Annotated in this window: 15 protein-coding genes; 8 read left to right on the forward strand and 7 right to left on the reverse strand. The window is 67.7% G+C overall.

Annotated elements, in window-relative coordinates; all coding sequences use genetic code 11:
• Positions 1–161: 161 nt before the first annotated feature.
• From CR919_RS09245 to CR919_RS09260, 4 genes are all read left to right on the forward strand, one after another.
• Positions 162–1,577 (forward strand): PLP-dependent aminotransferase family protein, encoded by a 1,416-nt coding sequence (locus CR919_RS09245; RefSeq protein WP_099819765.1) that lies wholly within the window; start codon positions 162–164, stop codon positions 1,575–1,577.
• Between the two features lie 72 nt (positions 1,578–1,649).
• Positions 1,650–1,910 (forward strand): hypothetical protein, encoded by a 261-nt coding sequence (locus tag CR919_RS09250; RefSeq protein ID WP_099819766.1) that lies wholly within the window; start codon positions 1,650–1,652, stop codon positions 1,908–1,910.
• Positions 1,910–2,512 carry a DUF6436 domain-containing protein gene (locus CR919_RS09255; protein ID WP_099819767.1) on the forward strand — a complete coding sequence of 201 codons (603 nt, stop codon included), beginning with the start codon at positions 1,910–1,912 and terminating at the stop codon, positions 2,510–2,512. Before CR919_RS09250 ends, CR919_RS09255 begins: the two co-directional genes overlap by 1 nt.
• Positions 2,513–2,521: 9 nt before the next feature.
• Positions 2,522–4,051, forward strand: a complete 1,530-nt coding sequence (locus tag CR919_RS09260) for a PLP-dependent aminotransferase family protein (protein WP_099819768.1) — start codon at positions 2,522–2,524, stop codon at positions 4,049–4,051.
• Between the two features lie 100 nt (positions 4,052–4,151).
• Here CR919_RS09260 and CR919_RS09265 read toward each other — a convergent pair whose 3' ends face one another.
• From CR919_RS09265 to CR919_RS09275, 3 genes are all read right to left on the reverse strand, one after another.
• Positions 4,152–5,453 carry an aminotransferase class V-fold PLP-dependent enzyme gene (locus CR919_RS09265; RefSeq protein ID WP_099819769.1) on the reverse strand — a complete coding sequence of 434 codons (1,302 nt, stop codon included), beginning with the start codon at positions 5,451–5,453 and terminating at the stop codon, positions 4,152–4,154.
• The gene (locus CR919_RS09270) at positions 5,453–7,858 is read right to left on the reverse strand and encodes a TonB-dependent receptor (RefSeq protein WP_099819770.1); all 2,406 of its coding nucleotides are present in this window, start codon (positions 7,856–7,858) and stop codon (positions 5,453–5,455) included. The genes CR919_RS09265 and CR919_RS09270 overlap by 1 nt, the downstream gene beginning before the upstream one ends.
• A 142-nt stretch (positions 7,859–8,000) precedes the next feature.
• Positions 8,001–8,387 (reverse strand): hypothetical protein, encoded by a 387-nt coding sequence (locus tag CR919_RS09275; RefSeq protein ID WP_099819771.1) that lies wholly within the window; start codon positions 8,385–8,387, stop codon positions 8,001–8,003.
• A gap of 187 nt (positions 8,388–8,574) precedes the next feature.
• Between CR919_RS09275 and CR919_RS09280 the strand changes: the two genes are divergently transcribed.
• The 3 genes from CR919_RS09280 to CR919_RS09290 all read left to right on the forward strand — a co-directional run bounded on the left by CR919_RS09280 (position 8,575) and on the right by CR919_RS09290 (position 11,289).
• Positions 8,575–9,402 carry an AraC family transcriptional regulator gene (locus CR919_RS09280; RefSeq protein ID WP_099819772.1) on the forward strand — a complete coding sequence of 276 codons (828 nt, stop codon included), beginning with the start codon at positions 8,575–8,577 and terminating at the stop codon, positions 9,400–9,402.
• Positions 9,403–9,418: 16 nt separating this feature from the next.
• Positions 9,419–10,498, forward strand: a complete 1,080-nt coding sequence (locus CR919_RS09285) for an alpha/beta hydrolase (protein ID WP_099819773.1) — start codon at positions 9,419–9,421, stop codon at positions 10,496–10,498.
• Positions 10,499–10,617: 119 nt separating this feature from the next.
• Positions 10,618–11,289 (forward strand): VOC family protein, encoded by a 672-nt coding sequence (locus CR919_RS09290; RefSeq protein WP_099819774.1) that lies wholly within the window; start codon positions 10,618–10,620, stop codon positions 11,287–11,289.
• Between the two features lies 1 nt (position 11,290).
• On the opposite strand, the gene CR919_RS09295 is transcribed toward CR919_RS09290, so the two are convergent.
• The 4 genes from CR919_RS09295 to CR919_RS09310 form a co-directional block, all read right to left on the reverse strand.
• Positions 11,291–12,703 (reverse strand): TPM domain-containing protein, encoded by a 1,413-nt coding sequence (locus CR919_RS09295; RefSeq protein ID WP_099819775.1) that lies wholly within the window; start codon positions 12,701–12,703, stop codon positions 11,291–11,293.
• 181 nt (positions 12,704–12,884) lie between these two features.
• Positions 12,885–14,603 carry a peptidoglycan-binding protein gene (locus CR919_RS09300; RefSeq protein WP_099819776.1) on the reverse strand — a complete coding sequence of 573 codons (1,719 nt, stop codon included), beginning with the start codon at positions 14,601–14,603 and terminating at the stop codon, positions 12,885–12,887.
• A 114-nt stretch (positions 14,604–14,717) separates the two neighbouring features.
• Positions 14,718–15,293, reverse strand: a complete 576-nt coding sequence (locus CR919_RS09305) for a hypothetical protein (RefSeq protein WP_243380031.1) — start codon at positions 15,291–15,293, stop codon at positions 14,718–14,720.
• A gap of 53 nt (positions 15,294–15,346) precedes the next feature.
• The gene (locus tag CR919_RS09310) at positions 15,347–15,877 is read right to left on the reverse strand and encodes a hypothetical protein (protein WP_099819777.1); all 531 of its coding nucleotides are present in this window, start codon (positions 15,875–15,877) and stop codon (positions 15,347–15,349) included.
• Between the two features lie 205 nt (positions 15,878–16,082).
• Here CR919_RS09310 and CR919_RS09315 point away from each other — a divergent pair, with 205 nt between their 5' ends.
• On the forward strand, positions 16,083–16,709 hold the full coding sequence (locus CR919_RS09315) for a YiiX/YebB-like N1pC/P60 family cysteine hydrolase (protein WP_099819778.1): 627 nt from the start codon (positions 16,083–16,085) through the stop codon (positions 16,707–16,709).
• Positions 16,710–16,746: the final 37 nt, after the last annotated feature.

A 16,746-nucleotide genomic window follows, 5' to 3' on the forward strand; every position in this document is an offset into this window, starting at 1 on the left:
TGCGCGCTTGACCGGCTCGCCTGCGCGCAGCGCCCGGGCGTGGAGCGGCTACACTGTGGGTACGAGGTCGCCTACAAACAGGCGAGCCAATCCAATCAAGCCCATACAAGATACAGCATTGTATGGACTTGTGCATCTGCACGTATGGAAAAATCCGACCGATGACGCCTCCTGCTGCCGGCCGCCGCCTGAAACACCCCAACCGGACCTGGGTTCGCCCCTTCCGCGAGGGCGCAGGACCGCTGTACCTGCAGATCGCCCAGCAGGTGCGCGAAGCAGTGGACGATGGCGTGCTGCGCCCGGGCGACCGCCTGCCGCCGCAGCGCGACCTGGCCCAGCAGGTGGGGGTGGATCTGACCACGGTCACCCGCGCCTTCGCCGAACTGCGCCAGGCCGGCCTGCTGGACGCGCAGGGCGCGGGCGGCACCTTCATTGCGATGTCCGCCGGCAACCGCAGCACCTCGGTCGACCTGAGCATGAACATCCCGCCGCTGCTGGGCAGCGCGCCGTTCGCACAGGGCATGGAGGCCGGGTTCCAGCACCTGGGCCAGCAGCTGGGCCAGGGCGAGCTGATGAGCTATCACGTTGGCGCCGGCAGCCGCGACGACCGCGCGGCGGCCGTGCAATGGCTGGCGCCGATCCTCGGCCCGGTCGCCGCCGAGCGGGTGGTGATCTGCCCCGGCGCACAGACCGCGCTGTGCGCGCTGATCTTGGCCCGCACCCAGCCGGGCGAACTGATCGCCGCCGAACAGCTCACCTACCCGGGCCTGCTGGCCGCCGCGCGGGTGCTGCAGCGGGGCGTGGTGCCGGTGGCGATGGACGCCGAGGGCATGCTGCCCGATGCGCTGGAAGAGGCCTGCCAGCTGCGTCGGCCGCGCCTGCTGTACCTGGTGCCGACCATCCAGAATCCGACCACGGCAACGATGTCGGCACAGCGCCGGCAGGCCCTGCTGGCGGTCGCGCGCCGGCACGAACTGACCGTGGTCGAGGACGATCCCTACTGGCTGCTGGCCGGTGATGCCGCCCCGCCGCTGGCGGCGCTGGCCGACGGTGGCTGCCCGGTCTACTACATCTCCACCCTGTCCAAGTGCCTGGCCCCCGGCCTGCGCACGGCCTACCTGGTGGTGCCGGCCGGCCAGCCGATGGAGCCGGTGCTGGACGCCCTGCGCGCCATCGCGCTGATGCCCACCCAGTCGATGGTGGCCGTGGCCTCGCACTGGATCCGCACCGGCCAGGCGCAGGCGATGGTGCAGCGCTTCCAGCAGGAACTGCGCGAGCGCCAGGCCATCGCCGCCCGCTACCTGCCGGCCCGCCGCCAGGCCCATCCGGCCGGCCTGCATGTGTGGCTGCCGTTGCCGCCGCGGCTGGACCAGTACCGTTTGATCCAGGCCGCGCAGGAACAGGGCCTGGGCATCGCCAGCTCCGACGCCTTCAGCGTGGAGGAGCCGCCACCGGGCAACGCCATCCGCCTGTCGCTGGGCGGTGCCGTGGACCAGGAGGCCTTGGCCGGCGCCCTGGCCAAGCTGAACGAGATTCTGTCCGAGGCACCCGACGCGCGGCATTCGGCGATCGTCTGAGCCACCCCGTGAGCCATAACCATACAAGATGATATCTTGTATGCAATGTATGGACCGAGGGACGTGCCGTCGATGGCCGCCGACAAACTGAAGTTCCACCTGGTGATGGCCGGCTGCGGCGGCTTCGTCGTGCTGATGCTGGCCGCCCTGGCCTGGGTCTGCCTGCAACCGCAGACCGTGGATGTGCAGGCCGCCGAGCGCCACGCCATCGAACAGTGCCTGCAACGCAGCGAGGACGCGGCGCGCAGCGAGATCCAGCGCCGCGCCCAGGCCGATTCGTGCCGCGAGATGCGCAAGCAGTACGTGCACAAGTTCGGCGAGGACGGCTCCTGATGGGCGCAGCCGCGCCGCGTCCACGCCGCTCGATGCTGCCGGTGATGATCGCCCTCGCATGCCTGTTCATGGCCGGCGTGGCGGCGGCCCTGTGGCAGTACTTCGGCTATGGCGAGCAGTCCACGTTCGCCGAACAGGCCATCGTCTTCGATGACTCGCAGCTGCGGTTGCCGGCGGAACTGGCCGGCGACACCGGCCGCATCCGCGTGGTGCATTTCTGGGACCCGGCCTGCGGCGTGTGCAACCGCGAAACCGGTGCGCACCTCAGCTACCTGATCAGCATGTACCGACGCGCCGGCATCGACTTCTATGCGATCCGCCGCCCCGGCACCGAAGGTGAATTGCCCGAGCCGCTGCGCAACAAGGTGATCACCCTGCCGACCATCGACGGCATCGAGAACATTCCGGCCAGCCCGGCAGTGGCGATCTGGGACCGCCATGGCCACCTGGCCTATGCCGGCCCGTACAGCATCGGCATGGTCTGCAATTCGGCCAACAGCTTTGTCGAACCGTTGCTGGACAAACTGGTGCGCGGGGAAACCGTGCGCCCGAAAGGACTGCTTGCCGTGGGCTGCTACTGCCCCTGGCAGGCCAAGCGCTGAGGACGCGCGATGACATCACCGATGCTGGCCGGCGCAGCCGCCACAAACAACAACGGCGGTCACCTGTCCGAACCGACCGATGGTTATGGACAGGCTCCCGCCGTTGGAAGCAACGATACGCCCCGACATCCTCCGTACATGCCGCGACCCGATGTCGCAGGGCCTGGCGTCGCAGGGCTGGGCTGGGTGCAGGACGTGCACGTGCACAGCGGTCCGATCTACCTGCGCATCGTCAACACGCTGGAACGCACCATCAATCGCGGCGGCCTGGCGCCCGGGCAACGCCTGCCTTCGCAGCGCGCGTTGGCGCAGCAGCTGGGCGTGGACCTGACCACCGTGACCCGTGCGTTCGATGAAGCACGCAAGCGTGGACTGATCGAAGCACGTGGGCCACAGGGCAGCTTCATCGCGCCGCCCAAGGCCGGTTTTGATCAGGCCGTGGATCTCAGCATGAACGTGCCGCCGGTACCCGACGCCGATGCACTGGCGGACATGCTGCGTCGAGGCGCAGCGGCGGTGCTCGCGCGCAGCAATGCGCCGAACCTGATGACCTATCACCTCGGCGGTGGCAACCCGACCGATCGCCACGCGGCAGCGCGCTGGCTGCAGCCGATGCTGGGTACGGTGGACGACGCGCGCCTGCTGCTGACCGAAGGCGCGCAGGTGGCCTTGGCGGCGATCCTGGTCAGCCAGGGACGCGAGGGCGATGCGATCCTCTGCGACCGCTTGGTGTATCCGGGCCTGCTGCAGGCGGCCGCCGCATTGGGACGGCGGCTGGTCACAGTGGAGGGCGACGAGGAGGGCATGTGCCCCGATGCGCTGGCACGCCGGGCGCGGGAATGTGGCGCGCGCCTGGTCTACCTCAATCCCACCTGCCAGAACCCGACGGCGCTGACGGTACCCACCGCGCGGCGCGAGGCGCTGGCGCGGGTGCTGGAGCGCGAAGGCCTGCTGGCGATCGAGGACGATCCGTACTGGCATCTGGCCGTCACCGCGCCGATTCCGCTGGCGACACTGGCGCCCCGGCACGTGTTCCATGTAGCCACCCTGTCGAAGGTGATCAGCCCCGGCCTGCGTACCGCGTTCGTGCAATGCCCGAGCGCCGCCCACGCCGAGGCGATGGCTGCCGCACTGCGTGCCACGCGCTTGATGGGCCATCCGCTGGTCTCTGCGCTGGCCAGCCAACTGCTGCTGGATGGTTCGGCGCAGGCGCTGCTGGTGCAAGTGCGCGAGGAAGCACGCGAGCGTACGCGGATGGCGCGGTATCTGTTGGCACCGTCATTGCTGGAGCGCGCCGATGGACTGCATGCGTGGTGCCGGGTACCCGCGCCATGGACCGACGCCACGCTGGTGCGTACGGCGCAGCTGCAGGGTCTGGCGATCGCACCGTCATCGGCATTCTGTCCGCCGGGCGCAGCGTTCGCGAGCGGGGTGCGGTTGTCGTTGGGGTTGGCTGCGGACCGGCGGCAACTGGAGAACGCGCTGCGGCGGATCGATCGGTTGTTGTTGTCCGATGCGCTGCCGGCGATCGAGCGGTAGGCGGAGAGCATCCACGCATGGCGTGGATCTACTGGGCCAATTCACGCCATGCGTGGATGTGGTGCCAACCAAGGTTGGCATCTACCAGAGCGGTGGGCGTTCAGGCCAGTGCGGCCAGCGCCTGCACCAGCGCATCCATCTGCGCGGGGCGGGTGAACACCGATGGCGTCACCCGCACGCAGGCGCCGGAATCCAGGCCATCGCGATGCGTGGTGAATATCCGGTGCTCCTCCAGCAGCCGCTTCTGCAGCGCCTGGTTGTCTTCCACCGAGGCATGGCCACGCAGGCGGAAGCTGGCCAATGCACTGGCCAACGCCGGATCGGGCGACGACAGCACCTCGATATGCGCCATCTGCCGCGCTGGCACCGTCCACCGCTCGCGCAGATAACGCAGGCGCGCCTGCTTGTTGGCTGCACCGATGCGCTGATGCAACGCGATGGCCTCGGGCAGCGCCAGATAGGCAGCGAAGTTGACCGTGCCCGTGTGCACGCGGCTGCCCACTCGACCATCGTCGGTCTCACCCATGTAGGGATCCAGGTCGGCCACGCGCCCCTTGCGTACGTACATCGCGCCCACGCCCACCGGTGCGCCGATCCACTTGTGCAGGTTGATGCCAACGAAATCGGCCTTCAGCGCCGGCACCGCGTAGTCGATCTGGCCGAAGCCATGTGCGGCATCGACGATCACATCGATGCCACGCGCACGCGCACGCTCGGCGATCTCCGCCACCGGCAGCACCAGCCCATGGCGGTGGCTGACCTGGGTCAGCAACACCAGTTTCAGGCGCGGCAGGCGCGCGAACGCGTCATCGTAGACCTGCAGGATCTGCTGATGGGTTGGCACCGCTGGCAACGCAATGCGCTCGACCTGCACGCCACGACGCTGCTGCAGCCAGCGCATGGCGTTGATCATGCTGTCGTAGTCGACGTCGGCGTACAGCACCTGGTCGCCCGGCTGCAGGCGGTTATAGCCGCCGATCAGCGCCAGCATCGCTTCGGTCGCGCCGCGGGTCAGCGCGATCTCGTCCGCCCCGACACCGAGCATGTCGGCCACCTGCCGGTGCACGGCCATGTACTGCGCCGGGAACGCATGGCGGCCGTACCAAGCGTTGCCACGATTCACTTCGGCGGTGTGGCGCTGGTAGCTGGCCAGGGTCTCCCTGCCCATCGCGCCCCAGTAGCCATTCTCCAGGTGGTTCACTTCATCAGTGATGTCGAAGTGGCTGGCGACGGCGGACCAGTACGACTCGTCACGGGCCAGCACGTCCGGCGTCGTGGAAGGTGCGGGAATGTCCATTGGTACAGCGTAGCGCGCGCCTGCCGGGGCAGCCAGCGCGGCCAGCGCCGCAGCCGCCGGCAACAGCGCACCCGCACGCAGCAGGGAACGACGGCGGCCGTCCATCAGAAGGTCAGCCGGTACTGCGCGTACACATTGGCGCCGTCGGTGTCATACGGCGCGTTGCGCGAATAGATCAGGCCACGGCTGGCCTGGAACGTGGCTTCATCCGGGTAGCGGTCGAACACGTTGTCGGCACCCACGCGCAGGCTGTGGTGTTCGTTGATGCGATAGCCCACGGCCAGGTCGAGGAAGGTCATCGCACCGAACTGCTGGTAGATGTCGCCCGTAGCGTTGCCGGTGGAGTCGGTCCACTTGCCGTAGTAGCGCACGCGCGCCATCAACGACCACGCGCCGACGTCCCAGCTGCCGGTGAAGCTGCCCTTGTGCTCGGGCAGGCGGTCTTCGAACAGCACGCGCTGGGTCTCGTTGGTCGCCACCGAGGTGCTGCCGTTGTCGACGCGGGTCTGGTTGTAGTTGTAAGCCAGGGTCAGCGTCATGCGCCCGGCGCCCAGATCGCGCAGGTAGTTGCCGACCACGTCCACGCCGGTGGTGGTGGTGTCGAAATCGTTGGTGAAGTAGTTCACCGAGGTATAGCCCAGCGGGTTGGGCGTGCCGGCCGGAATGGCGAAGCTGGCCGACTGGCTGAAGCGGTCGCTGAGCGTGATCCGGTAGACGTCGACCGACCCTGAAAGCCCCATGTCGGTGCGCCAGGTCAGGCCCAGCGAGGCGGTGCGCGACTCCTCCGGGGTCAGCGGCTTGGCGCCCAGCAGCTGCGCCAACGGATCGCTGGGCGACAGGCGGCCGCTGGTGAAGATCTGCAGCGTGCGCGTGTCCAGGCCCTGGGTGGTGCTGGTGGTGTTGAGCTGGGCCGGCGTGGGCGCGCGGAAGCCGGTGGAGAGCGTTCCGCGCAGCGCCACGTCGGGGGTGATCGCAAAGCGTGCCGACAGCTTGCCATCCACCGTGCTGCCGAAGCTGGAGAAATCTTCATAGCGACCGGCCGCGCCGATGCTCCAACGCTCCCCCAGCGGCACTTCCATGTCCACGTAGGCGGCCTTGCTGCGCTGGCTCCACTGCCCGGCCTGGCTGGCCGAGAAGCCCGGCGCGCCGTTGGAATTGGCTTCCAGGCCCGCCGCCGCACCGCGGCCCACCGCATACGAGGCAGGGTCGCCGGCGCGCACCTGGTAGGTTTCCTGGCGGAACTCGGCACCGAAGGCGACGTTGATCGGCTTCGACAGCGCGGCCATGTCCCATTCGTAGTTGAAGTCCGCATTGGCGTTCTTCTCGGTCTGGGTCAGCCGGCCGAGGTCGAAGGAGGTCGGGCTGTCCGGGCCAAGAGATGCGTTGACCGAGTTGTCCAGGCTGTAGTCGATGGCATTGCGGCCATACGAGGCGCTCAGGTCCCAGCGCAGCTTGGGCGTGATCTCACCGCGCAGGCCAGCGACCAGCTGCAGGTCGTTCTGCGTGTTGCCGTACTGCGGGCTGAAGCCCACCGGATACAGCGAACGCAGGTTCCAGCCCGGGAAGATGCTGGTGGTACGGTACGCGCCAGTGGTGGTATCCGGGTTACGCCAGTTGAAATCGCTGACGCCATCGCTGTGGCTGTACAGGCCGAAGGCATAGAGCTCCAGGGTGTCGCTGGCATTGGCCTTCAGGTTGAAGCCCACGCGGCGGCTTTCCAGCTCCGGCTGGCCCCAGCGCTGCACCGGATCGGGTACATCCAGCTCCGGATGCGCGGCCTGGAAGGCGATGGCGTCCGGACGCTGGCGGGTGCGCGAGGTCGCGTCGGAGTTCGACGATTCGGCGAACAGGGCCAGGCTGCCGTAGTCCCCCAGCGCCCAGCCGGTGCGCGCACTGAAGTCGCGCGAGCCGCCATCGCCCTGCGCGTACTGCGAATAGCCGGCGGTGATCTCGGTGCCGGGGCTGTCTTCCAGGATGATGTTGATGACGCCGGCGATGGCATCCGAGCCGTACTGCGCCGACGCACCATCGCGCAGCACTTCGATGCGCTTGATGGCACTGGTCGGAATCTGCGCCAGGTCCGCGGCCTGTGCGCCGCGGTTGCCAAGCAGAGCACTGCGATGGAAGCGGCGGCCGTTGACCAGCACCAGCGTCTGGTCCGGCGACAGGCCACGCAGTGTGGCCGGCCGCACGAACACCTGGCCGTCGGCCATCGGCAGGCGCTGCACCACGAACGACGGCACCAGCTGCGCCAGCACGTCCTTCAGGTCGGTGGAGTCGACCGACTGGATGTCCTGCTTGGTGAACACGTCCACCGGCGCCAGGGTTTCAAACTGGGTGCGGTTGGAGGCACGGGTACCGGTGACCAGCATCGCGTCAAGCTGGGTGGGTGCGGTGTGGCTGCCACTGCTGCTGGTGCCTGCCGTTCCGGCATCTGCTGCGATCGCGCCTCCTGCGCTGACCAGACCAAGGGCGAGGAGGATGGAACGCGACAGCTTCGAACGATGCACGGCGGAACTCCGGGAAGGCACGACAGGGCCAGGTGGGACCTGGACAAGGCGCGCAGTCTCGGGCTGCGATGTGAAGCAGCGATGACGTGGAGACGACAGTTGCAGCGGTTACGGTGCGGGTGCTGCCCGTAGCGGGCCTGCGTTACCCGGCAGCGTCGTCGTCGAAGCCGAAGGTGGCGGGCCGCACCGTCCGCAACGGGATGAACAGTGCGAGCGCGAAGACGACCAGGAAGGGGGCGGAGAGGAACCCCGCATCCTTGCTGCCAAAGGCGATGAAGTTGGCATGCAGATCGCCGATCCACTCCAGCCGCATCAGCACCAGTACCAGGCCCCCGATCGTTGGGCCCGGCAAGCCGCCGTGGCCGGCCATCAGCAGCGTCGGTGACAGCAAACCGGCCAGGAACGCGAAGCCGACGCGGTACAGCCATGGATTACCGCGCCAACGCGGCGCCCAGCGCCACATCAGCACCAGCAACGCCAAGGTCAGCAACGCCGGTACGACGAGAACCGCGATCACCAGTCCGATCATCCGACCGACTCCACTGCTGTGATACGGCGCGTGTTCTCTGGCATGTCCCTGGCCTCCATCGTGTCCATGAAGGCCGCATTGTTGCCGGTGCAACGGCAAACGCAAAGCCCCGCCACCGCAAGAACTGCTAAGCGCCCCACTCCCTCGATCCGTTACGCTGCCCGGCATTCGACCAAGGAACAGCGCGATGAGCGCGGCAGGCAAAGCGTTGTGGTACATCGAAAGCCATGCGGACAAGCCGCTGGCGCTGGCCGACATCGCGGCCGCCGCCGGACTGTCGCCGTTCCACCTGTCGCGCCTGTTCCAGGCCCGCACGGGTACGTCGGTGGTGCGCTACCTGCGCGGACGGCGCCTGACCGCCGCTGCGCAGCAGCTGGCCAACGGTGCCAGCGACATCCTGCAGGTGGCGTTGGCGGCGGGCTACAGCACGCATGCCGCGTTCACCCGAGCCTTCTGTGAGCAGTTCGGGCAGACCCCGGAGCGCGTGCGCGAACGCGGTCTGGCGGAGCTGTCGCTGGTGCACGCGATCCGCCTCGACGATGCACCGCAGGCCTGCAGTGAGGCGCCCAGACTGATCGACTGCACACCGTTCCAGGTGGCCGGCATCGGCATGCGCCACACCCGCGACAGCGGTGGTGCGATTCCCGGGCAGTGGGCACGGCTCAATCGCGAATGGCCAACGCCGGCACCGGTCAGTTTCGGTGTGTGCTGCAACAGCGACGACGATGGTGGTTTCGATTACATCGCCGCGCTGCCGGTGAACGCCCTGTCGTCGGTACCGGCACACTGGCAGCGGGTGGATGTGCCTGCGCGCCGTTACCTTGTGGCCTGGCATGGCGGCCATATCTCCACCATCCGCTCGACCTGGTTCTGGCTGCTGGACCAGTACCTGCCCGCCAGCCACCTCAACCTTGCCAACGCGCCGGACCTTGAACGCTACGACACCCGCTTCGACGAGCACAGCGGCCACGGTGGCGTGGAAATCTGGCTGCCGGTCGATCACCGCCCTGCCTGACCCGGAGAGACTGACGATGCACGCAACACGATGGATGCTGATCCTGCTGCTGGCTTCGCTGGCGCCGATGGCGATGGCGGCCGCGCCCGTCACCGCCGGTGAACGCCTCGGCGTGACAACGCTGGAAAGCGCGGCGATACGCGATGGCGCGCACCGCGATGTGCTGCGCTTCACCGTGTGGTACCCGGCAAGCCCGGGCAGCGACGAAACGCCGCTGACCATCGGGCCAGCGGATGCGCCGCTGTTCGAGGTGGGGCGCGCGGCGAAGGACGCCCCCATCGCCGGCGGGCGCCTGCCGACGCTGTTGCTGTCGCACGGCAATGGCGGCACCGCGCGCATGATGGGGTGGCTGGGCACTGCGCTTGCGCGTGCGGGCTACCTGGTGATCGCCGTGGACCACCCGGGCAACAATGGCGCCGATGAGATGACGCTGGCCGGCAGCGTGCTGACCTGGCTGCGCGCCGACGACCTGAAGGCCGCGCTGGCCGCAGTAAAAGCCGACCCGGATCTGGGGCCACACATTGATGCGTCGCGGCTGGGCGTGGTCGGCTATTCCGCCGGTGGCTTCACCGCACTGCTGAGCGCCGGCGCACGGCCGGACATGACGCGGTTGCTGGCGTTCTGCCAAGCGCACCCGGACGACGGCGTGTGCAGACCGCAGCAGGAAGCAGCCGCACATACGATGGAGGCGCGTCTTGCTGCAGCGGCATCGCCGCAACTTCAGCCGTACGTGCAGCAGGCGCAGGATGATCGTTCGATTCCCGGTGTCCGCGCAGTCTTCGTGCTGGCGCCGGCCATCGTGCAGGCATTCGCACCGGAGCAGCTGAAGGCGTTGCAGCAGCCGGTGGCGATCGTGCTGGGCGCTGCCGACGAGGTGGCGCCACCAGCGACCAACGGCGATGTGGCGGCGGCGCTGATTCCGAAGGCAACGCTGCACACGCTGCCGGGTGTCGGCCACTACGACTTCCTGTCCGGGTGCACGCCGCTGGCGAAGGAGCGGCTGCAGGCGCTGTGTGTAACTGCGGTACCGAAGGAGCAGACGCATGCGGTGGTGGTGGAAGACGCGGTGCGCTTTTTCGGTGAGGCACTGCGGTAGACGCTGTCGAGCACGGTTTGACGTCGGCGGTTGACAGCAACGATTCGTTGCGCAGGTGATGACGCGGCGCGAAGGTGCGCGGGACTACACTGCACCCAGCGCTACACGGAGGATCGACCATGCGCCTGCTGCACCTCACCCTGCCGGTATCCGATGTCGCCCGCGTTGCCGCTTATTTCCGCGACGTGCTGCAACTGGAGGTGGCCGGTGACCAGGTCCGCATCGGCTGGAGCACGATCCAGCTGCAACCTGCCGGCAACCACCCCGTCGGCGGCGTGCATCTGGCCTTCAATGTGCCGGACAACCGCTTCGCCGAGGCCATGACCTGGCTGCGTGCACGCACGCCCTTCCAACGCAACCCGGAAGGCCTCGATTACTTCGCACTGGAAAGCAGTTGGCAATCGCAGTCGGTGTATTTCACTGGACCCAATGGATTGATCCTGGAACTGATCGGCCGCAGGCGCTTGCCGGCCAGCGACCGCAGTGGCGCCTTCCATGGCAGCGAGTTGACCTGCCTGAGCGAGGTTGGCCTGCCCAGCCACGATGTCGATGCGGTGCGCCAACAGTCCAGCCAGCGTTTCGGTCTGCAGCCGATCAGCACGCCGTCGCCACAGTTCGCGCCGATGGGCGATGACGAGGGCCTGCTGATCGTGGTCGCCGCCGATCGGCGCTGGTTCCCCGAGCAGAAAGACCTGCCCAACGCGCAGGGACTGCAACTGCAGGTGGGCGATGTGAGCGGCAGCGGCGAACTGCACGATGCCGTGCTGGGCTGGCGGGTACAGGCGGCCTGAGCTACCAGCTGCCCGAGGCGCCTCCGCCGCCGCTGCGGCCACCACCACCGGACCAGTCGCTGGAACTGCTCGAGGACGAACTGGACGACGAGGTACTGGATGGGGAGCGGTAGTCCCTGGACGAACCGCGGCCGCCGCGGGCTTTTTCGCCGGGCAGCAGGGTGAACACCCAGATGAAGTACAGGAACAGCGTGCCCACGCTGGACACGATCGTCGCCAGCACGCGGGCGTTCTCGTCGCCGGCCCGGTCGATGGCCAGCAGTGCGCCCAGCGCATAGCCACCGGTCAGCAGGACCAGCACCACCAAGCGGATGGTGAAGCTGTTGCGGTTCTTCCGCCAGCGCGCACGACCAGCCTGCACCAGGAAGAACACCATCATGGCGGCGATGCCGACCGCCAGGTTCAGCAGCGTGTGCAGCGCAAGGCTGGGCGGCAACTGGCCACGCGCCAGCATCACCACGAAGAAGCCGGTGCTGACGGCCAGCATGCCGTACAGCGCGATGCGTACGCCGCGGCTGCGATGCCAGCACCAGCCCAGCAGCGTCGCCACCAGTACAGCGGGCACCATCACGAAGAACAGAGCCGGCAGCACGTAGCGCGGCAGCAGCAGCGTCGCAGACAGCACCCCCGCGGCGATCACCGTCGTCACCAGCAGCGGCCGGCCCCAGGCCGGCAATGTCGGCCACGTCGGCTTGGGCATCGTCGCATTGGCTGCCTGTGCCTTGCGCCGCCGCTCGCGGCGGTTGCCGGTGAAATCGGCTTCGGTCCTGGTCGCCAGCAGACGCGGAGGTGATCGCCACAGACCCGCCAGGAAGCCCGCCAACAACGTCAGCGCGACGACCGAATCCCCCGTGCGCCAATCCGGCGGCAGCACGTTGCGTGCCAATGAATCGTCCCAGGGCGGCAGTTGCTCGCCATCGACCAGCGCCACCAGCACCGCGGTGCCGTCCAGCACGCCTTGGTCCAGGTCTCCCTCGCGCAGACACGGTACGATCGCCTTGTCGATGATGCGTGCGGCATACGCATCGGGAATGGTGCCTTCCAGGCCATAGCCAGTCTGGATGCGTACACGCCGATCCTGCACCGCCACCAGCAGCAGCACGCCATCATCGACACCCGCGCGGCCCAACTGCCACTGGTCGAAGACGCGCTGCGCATAGGCTTCGATGCCCTCCTCGCCAACGCTGGGCACCACCAGCACCTGCAGCTGCGCGCCCTTGCGTGCCTGCAACTGCAAGGCCTGCTCGCGCAGCGTGGCGCGGGTGCTGGCCGACAGCGCGTCGGCGGTGTCCACCACCGGATCATCCAGTGCCGGAATCGGGACTGCCGCCAGCGCCAGCAGCGGCAGCAGGCAGAACAGCAGCGCGAGACCTGCCCACTGCCATGCGTCACGCCACTGGCGCACCCTGCTCATGGGGCTGCCACTCTCTGCGCGTGGGACGTCCGCCGGGGCGCCTGGTGCCGTGCTCGGCAATGGCGGGGTGGTGCGCATCCTGCAAACCAACATCTGTGCATTTCCTCGCCCAGGAAAGGGAAAAGCCGACCGGGTCGCCCCGGCCGGCCTCCTTTGCCACACACCTCGTGGCAGGCAGCGGTCAACGGCCCATGGCCACCCGCTGCTGCTCGTCCTGCACGTGCTGCTGGGAGGGCTCATGCTTGGCCAGCATGGCAGCACTGGTCTCCTGCACGCTCGGTGCCGTCTGGGTCATGTCCACCGCAGTGCGGAAGCCGGGAACGGTGCCCATCACGAATGCCTTGCCATCCTGCAGGGTCACACCCTGCAGCTTCTCCGGCGAATCGATGCCGGCAGCCTTGGCCTGCGCGGTCACATGCGCGGCCATCTCGTTGCAGATCATGCCCGGCATGTGGCCACGGATGGCGTTGTGCAGCGGCGTATCCGGATGCGCCTTGTCGCCCAGTTGCGGCCCCTTCGGCGCCGCCTCGGCATGGCTGCGGCCTTCGGCCAGCTTGCCCAGCGTTGCCGGACCGGCCACGCCATCGGCGGAGAGCCCCTGCTGCTTCTGGTAGGCGGTCACTGCGTCCTTGGTATTGGCGCCGAACCTGCCATCCTCGCTCAGCCGGTTGCCGTGGCTGTCGCGCACACCCAGGCGGTTGAGCTCCTTCTGCAGCGCAGTTACTTCCTCGCCCTTGGCGCCCTGGCGCAGCACGCCGCCGTGGTCGCCCTCATGCGCATGGCCACCCTTGCCTGTTTCCTTCAGCTTGCCGTGGTCCCAGAAATCCTGCGGGCTGAGCAGCTTGCCGTGCGGATCCTTCAACTGGTAATGCACGTGCTGGGCATACTGCCCCGCACCACCCGGGCCACGCCCGCCCATGGTGCCGATCGGCTCACCCGCCTTGATCGGCTGGCCTTCCTTCACCTGGGTCGACTGCAGGTGCAGGATCTCGTGCGAGTTGCCCTGCGCATCCTTGATCTTCACCGTGCCGTAGTCGCCACCGACGAAGGTCACCGTGCCGGAAATCGGCGCGTTGACGGTCGGGTGCTGCAGATTGCGGCCATGCTGGCCACCGACATAGTTGAAGTCGGTGCCGCCGTGCGGCTTGTGCGCGCGGTGTTCGCCGAACTCACCGGTAACGTGCGGCTTGACCCCGTTCTGCGGGGGCAGCATCACCTGCATGGTCTGCTCGAAGTTGCGGGTCTGGCCTTCGGCATGCGCCGCTGCCGGCTTGGCCTGCGCGGCCGCAGCCACGGCGGGGGCCGCGTGGCTGCCATGCGACTGGCCATGGGTCTGACCCAGGCGCTGCTCCACGAACTGCTCGTACTTGTCCACGTACGGCATCACTTTCTTGTCAGACAGGTTCAGGCCGCCGTAATCGCGGGTCGGGCCGTCGTGATGGTACTTGTAGATGTATTCCTCACCCTGGCCACGCTTGTGCGCCAGGGTGCGGTTGTCGATGTAGTGCTCAACCAGTGCATCGGACTGTGCGCCGACGTCGAAGCGGTTGCGGTTGTTGAGGTGGTAGTGGTTGCCGGTCTTGTCGATGAACTGGCCCAGGCCCGAGGCCGAGGTGGTGCCAGCGGCGGCGTCAGGGTTGAAACCCGATTCAACGCGGGCGATGGCCAGTACGTGCGCGGTTTCGCGCGGGGTCAGGCCCTTCTCGCGCGCCGACTCGATGAGGGTGTCGATCACCCGCGACTGTACTTCCGGGGACGCATCGCCCCACCGGCGGGAATTGCCATGCAGGCGGCCGTCGCTCTGGTCGATCGGCTCGCGGTAGTGGCTCCACGATTTGATGCGGTCACTGCTGTAGGCCGCCCCGCGGGGCTGGACCATGTCCTGGTAGATGTCTGCCATGTCTGTGCTATCCATTCTATGAAAAAGGGAATTTCCTTAAGGGGTACTGCTCCTGGTACATCCAGTACTGCGGTACTGCGATCACAGCGCGCGTGCGACGTCCTGCCGCCGCGCTCAGTCTTCGATGTAGTTCACCTCCGGGTGCTTGATGCCGAGCGTGTCGATCAACTTCTCGTACTCGTCGTTGTTGGGCTCCTGCTCCTCGCCTTCGGTGCCACGCAACGGCGGCGTGCTGTGGGTCAGCTGGCGGCCACTGGCGTCGTACAGGTAGTACCACTCGCAGAAGCTGCAGCCGAACGGCAGTTCACCGTACTGCACGACGAAATACGGCGTGCCGCTGCGGTCCTGCACACAGGCCAGGCCGACAGCGGTATAGCCGTCCATCTCCTTGGGTACGGCAACGGCCTGGCGTGCGCCGTCCTTTTCGATTTCCAGCGTGGTCAGCCGGAAAGCGTCCGTGTCTTGGGTGGGCAGGGCCGCCAGGTGCAGGCGGGTGCCTTGGCAATCGATATGCATGCCGGTCTCGTCGCGCGTAAGGGAGGTGGGAAGGGCCGCAGCGGCGGCCGCAGGTGCGGCCGGCGTCGTGGCCGGCTCAGGGGAAGCGGGGGCCGCCGCCGGTGCAGCCGCCTCGGGGCCGCTGCAGGCAGCAAGCACCAGGGCCAGCACGGGGGCAACGGGAGACAGACGCATGCGGTGCTCCTTGGTTGAACCACACGACCGCCCGCAGGCGGCCGCGCGGAGGATCAGATCGATTCGTCCTCACGCTTGACCAGCTGCCAGCACGGCTTCTGGGCAAAGGTGTAGGTCTGCTGGTCGCTGGTATCCGGGGTGCGCATCTGCACCTGCACCTGGCCGCCGGGCAGGCGGGTCACCTGCATCTCGCGGCCCTGGCGCTGCAGCGTGGCCGGGTCCGGCATCACCGGCCATTCGACCTTGGCCAGCGGAACGTTCTCCTCCACCTTGCGTGGCTCCGGTTCGGCTTCGCCATCGATGTGGCTGTCCAGCAGCGGATCGGCGGTGGACGTTTCCTGCAGCGCGATCTCGTTGCCGAAGTGCTTGAGGAAATCGTCGAAGACCGGATGCGGGCAGCTGGCAGAGGCGTCTGCCGCCGGCGCAGCGACCGGCGCGGCCGGCGTGGTGGCGGCAGCCGTGCTGGTTGGAGCCGGTGCGGCGGCGTCAGCGGGAGCGGGAGCAGCCTGGGGGGCCGGCTTGCAGCCCGACAGCGCAAGCCCCAAGGCAAGCGCGAGCAGGGCAACGGGGCGGAGCTGGTTCACGGGATCCTCCTGATTCCGGGTGGTCGCGCGCGGTTCCGGCGCGGTAGGGAGGCAAGGATAGCCATGCCTCTGTCAATTCAGTTTCAACATCCGCTGTCAGGAATATCCCGACACCCGGAATTGAGACTCATATCACACTATTATTGAAATCAACGTCATTCCGGCAGCCGTTAGACTACGCCGCCCTCTCTTCTGCTCTGGCCCCATGCGCGCACTCCTGCTTGTCCTCTCCCTGCTGGTGCCAGCGCTGTGGCCCGGCGTCGTGGCCGCACTGGAGGTGCGGGAAGGCGACCTGTTGTTCGTCACCGCCGGCCATGGCGGACTGAGCGCGGCCATCGACGATGCGACCGCAAAGCAAGGTTCGACCAGCTTCGACCATGTCGCGCTGGTGGCGGCGGCGCCGCAGGGCTGGGAGGTGCTGCACGCCGACGAGAAGGGCTCGCGCCGGCAGACGCTGGACCAGTTCCGCGAAGATGCGCGTGGCAAGCAGCGGCGGATCGTGGTCTATCGCCTGCGCGCACCGCCAGGGAATGCCATCACCGATGCAGTGACCACCGCGCGCACCATGCTGGGCAAGCCGTACAACACCGCCTATGTGTTGAACGACGACAGCTACTACTGCTCTGACTTCATCGAACGCGCGTTCCGCGCGCATCATGTGTTCGCGCTGCAGCCGATGAACTTCCGCAACCCGCAGACCGGTGAAATCTCCCAGCATTGGGTTGACCTGTATCGGGGCATGGGCATGGACGTTCCGCAGGATCTGCCCGGTACCAACCCCAACGATATGGCCGCAGCGACGGTGCTGCAGCGGATCGGCGTGCTCGAATAAGCGAAGCCCCGCACGGGGCGGGGCTTCGTCGGTGATG

It is taken from the genome of Stenotrophomonas sp. LMG 10879, assembly GCF_002750935.1.
In the GTDB taxonomy this organism is placed as follows: domain Bacteria; phylum Pseudomonadota; class Gammaproteobacteria; order Xanthomonadales; family Xanthomonadaceae; genus Stenotrophomonas; species Stenotrophomonas lactitubi_B.